The following is a 6,978-nucleotide window of genomic DNA, read 5'->3' as shown; positions in this document are numbered from 1 at the left end:
GCAAAACGATGCGCAACAAAGCGATCGAGCCAAGAAGTATCTCAACATCACTCGAGATACAGGCGAATTTTTAGCGTTGCTGATCAAAGCAACGCAATCAAATCAAGTGCTTGAAATCGGCACATCCAATGGGTATTCCTCATTGTGGCTGGCAAATGCGCTGCCAGCCAATGGACAGCTTTTTACGATTGAGTTCTTATCAAGCAAAGCGGATGAGGCGCAAAGACATTTTGAACGTGCCGGGTTGAGTCACAAGATCACGCAGTTACGGGGTGATGCTACTGAGCTGGTGAATGAGTTGTCCGATGCGTTTGATTTCATTTTCTTGGATGCCAACCGTGCGACCTATTGTGTCATGGCCGAACGACTCTTCGTACTGTTGAAGCCCGGAGGTCTAATGGTGTGTGATAACGCGGTTTCTCACCAGCAGGAGCTGGCTGAATTCGTGGATTGGGTTACGGCCCAGCCGCATCTGCAAACGTCTTTGGTGCCTGTCGGCAAAGGAGAACTGCTGATTTACAAGAACCAGTAGTGAAATTTACTTATCAAGTTAAAGTATTGCAATGATCAACACTTCTCTTTTTGTTATGGCGACTATCACGCCCAAAAGTCAGTATTTTGAGCAAGTAAAAGCTGAGCTGCTGTCCATTCTTGAACCCACTCGCGCCGAGCCGGGCTGCCTGCGCTTTGATCTGCACGAATCCGGGTGTCAAACTGCTCTTTACTTGTATGAGGAGTGGACTGATAAGCACGATCTTGACGCACATCACCAACAAGCGTACACCCGTCAAGCGGCCAGTAAACTGATCGACTGGCTGGCTGCGCCGACCCAAGTTTCTTTAATGCATAAAGTGGATTGAGCCCCCTTCATAGATAAATGAACGTGCCCACTGTGCCATGACGAGTATACAGAATGAGCTACACTGATAAGGTATCTCGTTGTGGACAAATAAGATGTATCGGTGGGTTATCGGGATTATCTTGAGCTGTCTCATCGGAATTCCGAGTCCGTATGTGGACGGCGCTGAGGAAGCACCGTCCGCGAACACAAAGACAGTTCCTGTACTGACAATCAGCGGAGCAATTGGCCCTGCTGTCGGTGACTATTTGATTAAAGAGATTCAGCGCGCCAATCAACTTTCCAATGCGGTCGCACTGGTTATCACTATTGATACGCCGGGTGGACTGGTTTCCAGCCTGCGCGATATAAACCAACATATTCTCGCCTCCAATATTCCGGTTTTGTGCCTGGTCTATCCTCAGGGGGCCCGAGCTGCCAGCGCCGGGACCTATCTTTTGTACGCTTGCCATATTGCAGCGATGTCGTCGGCAACCACATTGGGAGCCGCAACGCCGGTGAACATCAGTGGGCCGGCGGGTGGTGGCGAACAAAAAGAGGATCAGAAATCGGCAGAGCCCTCTGCCATGGAAAAGAAAATGCTCAACGACTCGATTGCCTACATTCGATCGCTGGCCCAATTGCGCGGACGCAACGTTGAATGGGCAGAAAAGGCCGTGCGTGAGGCGGCGACATTGTCCGCTCCTGAAGCCTTAGAACTGAATGTGATTAACCTGATTGTCGAAACGCCGGCTGAACTGCTCAGACAGGCGAATGGTAAGAGCGTGACAATCAATAATCAGTTAACCGTGATGGAGCTGGCGGGAGCTGTTACGGAGCCGCGTGAACCGGATTGGCGTAATCAGTTCTTATCCACCATTACCGATCCCAACATTGCCTATATTCTGATGCTCATCGGTGTGTATGGGCTATTGCTTGAATTCTACAGCCCTGGATTCGGCATTTCGGGCATTGTCGGAGCGATTTCTTTGCTGATTGCCCTGTATGCATTTCAGCTGTTACCGGTTAACTACGTCGGTCTTGGCCTGATGTGTGTAGGGCTGGCCTTGTTGGTGGCTGAGTCGCTGATCCCGAGTTTCGGTTTATTTGGTATCAGCGGGATGGTGGCGTTTGTGCTGGGCTCGGTATTCCTGCTCGACAGCGATATCCCCGAGCTCAGAGTGTCATTGAATCTGATTTACGGTATTGCTGCGCTGTCCGGCGGGTTCATTGTCTTCGTACTCGGTCGTTTGTTAAAGCTGAGAAAACAAAAAATAGTCAGCGGTCAGGAAGAGCTGCTCGATAGTGAAGCTCAGGTGTTAGGGAGCTTCAACGGCAAAGGGTTTGTGCAAGTCAGTGGGGAACGGTGGGCGGCAGAGAGTCAGGAGCAGGTCGAGAAAGGCGAGACAGTCCGGATCAACGCAGTTGATGGCCTGACTCTGAAAGTATCCAAGATTTCGGGGAGCAAAGAAAAATGATGGAAATTCTGATTGAAAGCGGCATGCTGACCCCAGTACTGGCTGTGATTCTGCTGTTGTTACTGGCGTTTAGTATGTTCCATATACTGCGTGAGTATGAACGGGGTGTGATCTTCTTCCTGGGGCGTTTTCAACGCGTCAAAGGGCCGGGCTTGATCATTGTGATTCCTTTGGTTCAACAAATTGTTCGGGTGGATTTACGTACCGTCGTGATGGACGTTCCGACTCAGGATGTGATTAGCCGGGATAACGTGTCTGTGCGGGTGAATGCGGTGATCTATTTTCGGGTTATCGACGCTCAGAAAGCGATCATTAATGTGGAGGACTTCCTTCAGGCCACGTCTCAACTGGCACAAACCACGTTGCGTTCTGTGCTGGGGCAGCACGAGTTGGATGAGATGCTGGCGAATCGAGACATGCTGAATACCGACATTCAAGCGATTCTGGACGCCAGAACCGACGGCTGGGGGATCAAGGTGTCTGACGTTGAAATTAAACACATCGATCTGAACGAATCGATGATTCGGGCGATTGCTCGTCAGGCGGAGGCCGAACGAACCCGGAGAGCCAAGATCATTCACGCTTCTGGTGAAATGGAAGCGTCCGATAAGCTGGTGGAGGCGGCGAGCAAACTGGCGTCTGAGCCAAACGCGATACTGCTGCGCTACCTGCAGACGCTGACCGAAATAGCCGGTGAGAAAAACTCGACGATTCTATTTCCGATGCCGATGGAGTTAATGAAAGGTTTGTTTGGAAAAGACGGCTCGGGCAAAGACAAGCAATAAGCGATTTTTCGTCATCAAACACCGGCCCGCGCGCCGGTGTTTTTGTGCTTATGACCTGATTTCAAAGGCGTCATCACGGATTGTGGACCCTGCTTGTCGCTACATTGAGCGTTTTGTCAGGGAGAGAATCATGAATCAGGAACAGAAACGTCAGGCCCAGCAGAAGGCATTTGTCGAAAGCGGGCAGGAGTTATCGATCGGTACACTCGACAGTTTGGGGATCGATGTCGTGACGTTGGCGGCAACCACATCAGCATCGAATTATGTGCAGCAAGTGTTTGATTCCGGACTGACCGCAGTGGTCTATAAACTGAATCTGGGGGGAGAGAACTGGACCCTGAAACGTAAACGTGATCAAAGCCTGGTAAAGAACATCGACGGGCAAACCTCATTTCTCAACGAAGTGCAGCGACGCTGCGATTTTACCCACCTCAAACAACAGGCACAGGGCGGTTTTGAACACGTCGTTGATACGCGTTATGCCTCTTTTTTGCATGGCGTGATTCTATCGCCCTGGATCGAGGGGGAGGGCTTATCGCGATTGGATGAAAGCGTCTTTCGTCAGATATTTTCAACCATTTGTTCGCTGGAAATGGCCGGACTGTTTGAGTGGGACTTATGTCCGGGTAACTTGCTTGTTGACCAGAGTGGCCAGATTAAGCTGTTTGATTTTGGCTATATGTACCGTTTTGATCCCAAAACAGAATTTAACAGTAACGGTCTGGATACACCGATGTTTCACGGGGTGGAGCGTTTTGAAACCCGGTTCTTTTTCGATTATCTGCTTAAGCACTCTCACACCTTGAGTACGCAGGAACAATTGACCTTGTATCACTGTGAGAAAACTTGTGCGTTTGAGGCCTACCAGGACAAACGTAGCCGTTTGGCTGATCGCGGAGCCAGTGAGGCAGTGCTGAGTTGGCATGATGCGTTATTAAACGACTGGCGACAGGCGTTGAAGGAGGAATCGGCGCTGCGCCGTTTATTCCAGCGGGAAAAGTTTCGTTCCACACTACTCGATATGCTGGATGATGTGCACGGCAAGTCATGTACGCACTACACACTGCAAAAGGCTGATTATGTGCTGAATGCCTTAGAAAAGGATTATGGACAACTTAAGCAAGAAGGTGGGTTATTTTTTGGCGATGAGCATTGCACTCAGGCGCAATTGTTAGCGAAGTATCGTGCCATGAGAGCTGATGCGGTGCGATATCAGCTCTCATAAACTGACCGATTTAGTGCGTCAGGTAATGCTTCACAAATTCCGTCACTTTGACCATGTCATCAATAGCAATGTGCTCATCTGTGGTATGCACTTTGGCCATTCCGGTGGAGATGTTCACTGTGGTTAAGCCTTTTGCATTGAAGTTATTGGCGTCACTGCCTCCGCCCGTGCGTTTGGTCTTTGGATCCAGGCCGATGGCTTCAAAGGCGGTTTTGATCGATGCGATATGCGGATGATTGTCATCCAAAACGAAGGCGTTATACGCGCGAGTGGACTCAATCAATGCTTCGGCGCCATGTGTGGCCGCTACCGATTTAAATGTTTCGGTCATGTGAGCGACCTGCGCTGCGAGTTTAGTGTCATTGAGTGAGCGGGCTTCAGCGACAATTTTCAGCTCTGGCATCACGATGTTGGTTGCGCCACCACCTTGCACCAGGCCAATGTTTGCCGTGGTTTCTTCATCGATACGCAGCAGTTTCATTTGAGTGATCGCTTCCGCTGCAACCCCAATTGCACTGATGCCTTCTTCTGGCGCAAGTCCAGCGTGGGTGGGGCGGCCTTTAATTGTGACGGTCAGCTTTTGCTGGCCGGGCGCAGCGTTGACAATAGTGCCGATCGGGCCTCCGGTATCCAGCACGATGGCTTTGTCGGACTGGATATAGGCCATGTCGAAGTGTCGGGAGCCAAACAACCCGCCTTCTTCATGGACGGTAAAAGCGATCTCAATGGTTTTGTGGGCGAGCTTGTCTGCCTGGATGGCGCGCACCGCTTCAACGATCGCCGCAATGCCGGATTTATCGTCGCCACCAAGAACCGTACTGCCTTTGGAGCGGATAATGCCATGTTCAATGATCGGTTCCACGCCGACTCCCGGTTTGACGGTGTCCATATGGCAACTCAGCACCACGCTGTCGTTGAGCGTCCCTTCCAGTCGGGCATACAGATTGAATCCGTTAGAGACCGTTTCCGGGACCGGCAGTCTACTGACACTGAACCCCAGAGAGCCCAGTTGTTCGGCCAGTGTCTCACCAATCTGTTTTTCGTTGCAGGATTCGCTGTCGATCTTCACCAACTGGATAAAGTGTTCAACTAAACGATCGCGGTTAATCTGAGTCATTATGGTACCTCGATAGGGAACAGAGGCGATTACCTTAACGCTCTTAGGGGCAGTGTAACCCTGAGATAAATCAAAGAAACCACCCATCCTGATAACAACGTCAGGTAAGCTGTTGATGCAAAGAATCCACGGCGCTTGGCATTCGCGCCATGGATAAATCAGATCAGTTGTTTGAGTTCATTGAGCATCATCGGGCGGTAGTAGTAATAACCCTGATGGAAACGCACGCCTTTCGCAGTGAGGTATTTGACCTGCTCCAGTGTTTCCACGCCTTCTGCGATGATATGAACATTGAGTTGATGTCCAAGTTCAATGATCGAATTGAGCACTGGGGCGTTGATGGATTCGATACCTATGGTGTCAACGAAACATTTGTCTATTTTCAGGTAGTCAAAGCGGATGTTTTGCATCACAGAGAGAGCCGTATGTCCGGTGCCAAAATCATCGATGGCAACGTCAATACCCAGTGCACGCACATCATCGAGTATGCTTTGAGTTTCTTTATCGAGTAACTGGCGCTCCGTGATTTCCAGCCCGAGGATCAGGTTAAGATCGTCAAAACGCAGCTGATTTAACTTGAGATTTTCCAGACAGTTTTTACAGTTGAGATAAGAAGGCGGCACATTAATCCCGATGTGAACGCGGTGTTTAAACACCAAATCTTTGCAATCTCGGTACGCACAATCGAACACATAATCGGTCAGCTCATTGATCAGGTTATGTTCTTCCGCCAGCGCGATAAACGTATCTGGGCGGATATACCCGGTTTGAGGATGAATCCAGCGCATCAGCGCTTCAAACCCAGAAATTTGATTGGTTTCGATGTCCACGACAGGCTGGTAAACCAGAAAGAACTCCTGGCGTGCCAATGCTTTTTTGATGTCGCTCAGCATGGTGTTTTTACGCCCAGACCACATCATTAATATGAAGATCAGCGCAGACAGCGCCAGCGAGACCGGCAATGCCGACAACAGGAAAAAGCCCTGTTGTGATCGGCTGTAGTCGGCACTGGCTTCAACAAAAATCTCGTAACCAAATTTTTTCGACTTGACCACCGTGTGTCTTGTGTCCGATTCAAAACGCTCATCGACCGGGAAGTAAGGTGTACCGGAACGAATAACGGCTCGCTTCACCCGGCTGTCATTGGTGTAGCCTAACTTAGCAATGACGAACTGCTTTTCAACCCCGGAGACAACCCCGATATTCGGTTGTGTTCGGTGTACGTCGACCACGATCAGTGTCCGGGCTTTGATGTCTTGCCCCAAATCATAGAGAAATACTCCCGCTCGCAATCCACTTTCTGGCAGCCTGTCACTTACATCTATGGATGATTCCCCGCGTTTGGACGAGCAGATCAATTTGCGGTCTTTGATCACAAACATTTCTCGTAAGACACTTTCGAACAGCAAGTCCTGCTGAATACGTTCGCAGTTCTCCGGGTGACGCAATGCTTTCAAATTTTCACTACGCAGGTCTTCAATAATGTCATCTAAGGTATGAACATACCCGTCAGCGATGTTGCTCAGTCCGTCATC

General features: G+C 50.0%; 7 protein-coding genes. 5 read left to right on the top strand and 2 right to left on the bottom strand.

Annotation, left to right across the window (positions count from 1 at the left end):
- From CAG65_RS18395 to CAG65_RS18375, 5 genes are all read left to right on the top strand, one after another.
- Positions 1–532 (top strand): O-methyltransferase (locus CAG65_RS18395; protein ID WP_161454575.1); only part of this gene is annotated, 532 nt, incomplete at its 5' end.
- 31 nt (positions 533–563) lie between these two features.
- The gene (locus tag CAG65_RS18390) at positions 564–860 is read left to right on the top strand and encodes a putative quinol monooxygenase (protein ID WP_161454574.1); all 297 of its coding nucleotides are present in this window, start codon (positions 564–566) and stop codon (positions 858–860) included.
- 94 nt (positions 861–954) lie between these two features.
- On the top strand, positions 955–2,316 hold the full coding sequence (locus CAG65_RS18385; RefSeq protein ID WP_161454573.1) for an NfeD family protein: 1,362 nt from the start codon (positions 955–957) through the stop codon (positions 2,314–2,316).
- On the top strand, positions 2,313–3,101 hold the full coding sequence (locus tag CAG65_RS18380) for a slipin family protein (protein ID WP_040902091.1): 789 nt from the start codon (positions 2,313–2,315) through the stop codon (positions 3,099–3,101). Before CAG65_RS18385 ends, CAG65_RS18380 begins: the two co-directional genes overlap by 4 nt.
- Positions 3,102–3,231: 130 nt before the next feature.
- On the top strand, positions 3,232–4,326 hold the full coding sequence (locus tag CAG65_RS18375) for an AarF/UbiB family protein (protein WP_161454572.1): 1,095 nt from the start codon (positions 3,232–3,234) through the stop codon (positions 4,324–4,326).
- Positions 4,327–4,336: 10 nt separating this feature from the next.
- On the opposite strand, the gene CAG65_RS18370 is transcribed toward CAG65_RS18375, so the two are convergent.
- Complete coding sequence (locus CAG65_RS18370; protein WP_161454571.1) at positions 4,337–5,443, bottom strand: M20/M25/M40 family metallo-hydrolase; 1,107 nt, start codon at positions 5,441–5,443, stop codon at positions 4,337–4,339.
- Positions 5,444–5,601: 158 nt separating this feature from the next.
- Positions 5,602–6,978, bottom strand: a 1,377-nt coding sequence (locus CAG65_RS18365) for an EAL domain-containing protein (RefSeq protein WP_161454570.1), incomplete at its 5' end; no start/stop codon positions are given.

The sequence above is a fragment of the Vibrio sp. V39_P1S14PM300 genome, from assembly GCF_009904765.1.
GTDB classification, from domain to species: Bacteria; Pseudomonadota; Gammaproteobacteria; order Enterobacterales; family Vibrionaceae; genus Vibrio; species Vibrio proteolyticus.
Note: the sequence above shows the minus strand (reverse complement) of the source record. Positions and strands in the feature narration are given on the sequence as shown.

Coding starts and splice junctions, on each gene's coding strand:
- CAG65_RS18390 (WP_161454574.1), top strand. CDS start 564: ATGATCAACACTTCTCTTTTTGTTATGGCGACTATCACGCCCAAAAGT.
- CAG65_RS18385 (WP_161454573.1), top strand. CDS start 955: ATGTATCGGTGGGTTATCGGGATTATCTTGAGCTGTCTCATCGGAATT.
- CAG65_RS18380 (WP_040902091.1), top strand. CDS start 2,313: ATGATGGAAATTCTGATTGAAAGCGGCATGCTGACCCCAGTACTGGCT.
- CAG65_RS18375 (WP_161454572.1), top strand. CDS start 3,232: ATGAATCAGGAACAGAAACGTCAGGCCCAGCAGAAGGCATTTGTCGAA.
- CAG65_RS18370 (WP_161454571.1), bottom strand. CDS start 5,443: ATGACTCAGATTAACCGCGATCGTTTAGTTGAACACTTTATCCAGTTG.